This window comes from Holdemanella sp. DFI.5.55, assembly GCF_020593575.1.
Lineage (GTDB): Bacteria > Bacillota_I > Bacilli_A > Erysipelotrichales > Erysipelotrichaceae > Holdemanella > Holdemanella hominis.
Map to the genome: position 1 here is coordinate 1 of NZ_JAJDMK010000265.1, position 270 is coordinate 270.

A 270-nucleotide genomic window follows, 5' to 3' on the forward strand; every position below is an offset into this window, starting at 1 on the left:
GGCACGGCGCGTGGTGGGATTGTTCTGGCCATTCGCAATGAGCTGCATCTGCCGGTTAAGTACGTTGGGTTGGGCGAAAAGGTTACCGATCTGCAGAAATTCGATGCCAGCGATTTTGTCTACGGACTGTTCAAGGGCCTGGTTGTCGAAAAATAAGAGGTGGCGGCCGTGGATATCGAAAAAAACGAGCGGATCAACGCACTGTTTGAGTTTTATCAGCCATTGCTGACCAAAAAGCAGAACGAATATATTCAGCTTTACTATGCCGAT

2 pseudogenes are annotated in these 270 nt (G+C 48.9%); both read left to right on the forward strand.

Annotated features, from left to right (window positions below):
• Positions 1–156: pseudogene (locus LJE08_RS14040) on the forward strand (signal recognition particle-docking protein FtsY); the annotation flags it as partial.
• A 12-nt stretch (positions 157–168) separates the two neighbouring features.
• Positions 169–270, forward strand: a pseudogene (locus LJE08_RS14045) (DNA-binding protein); the annotation flags it as partial.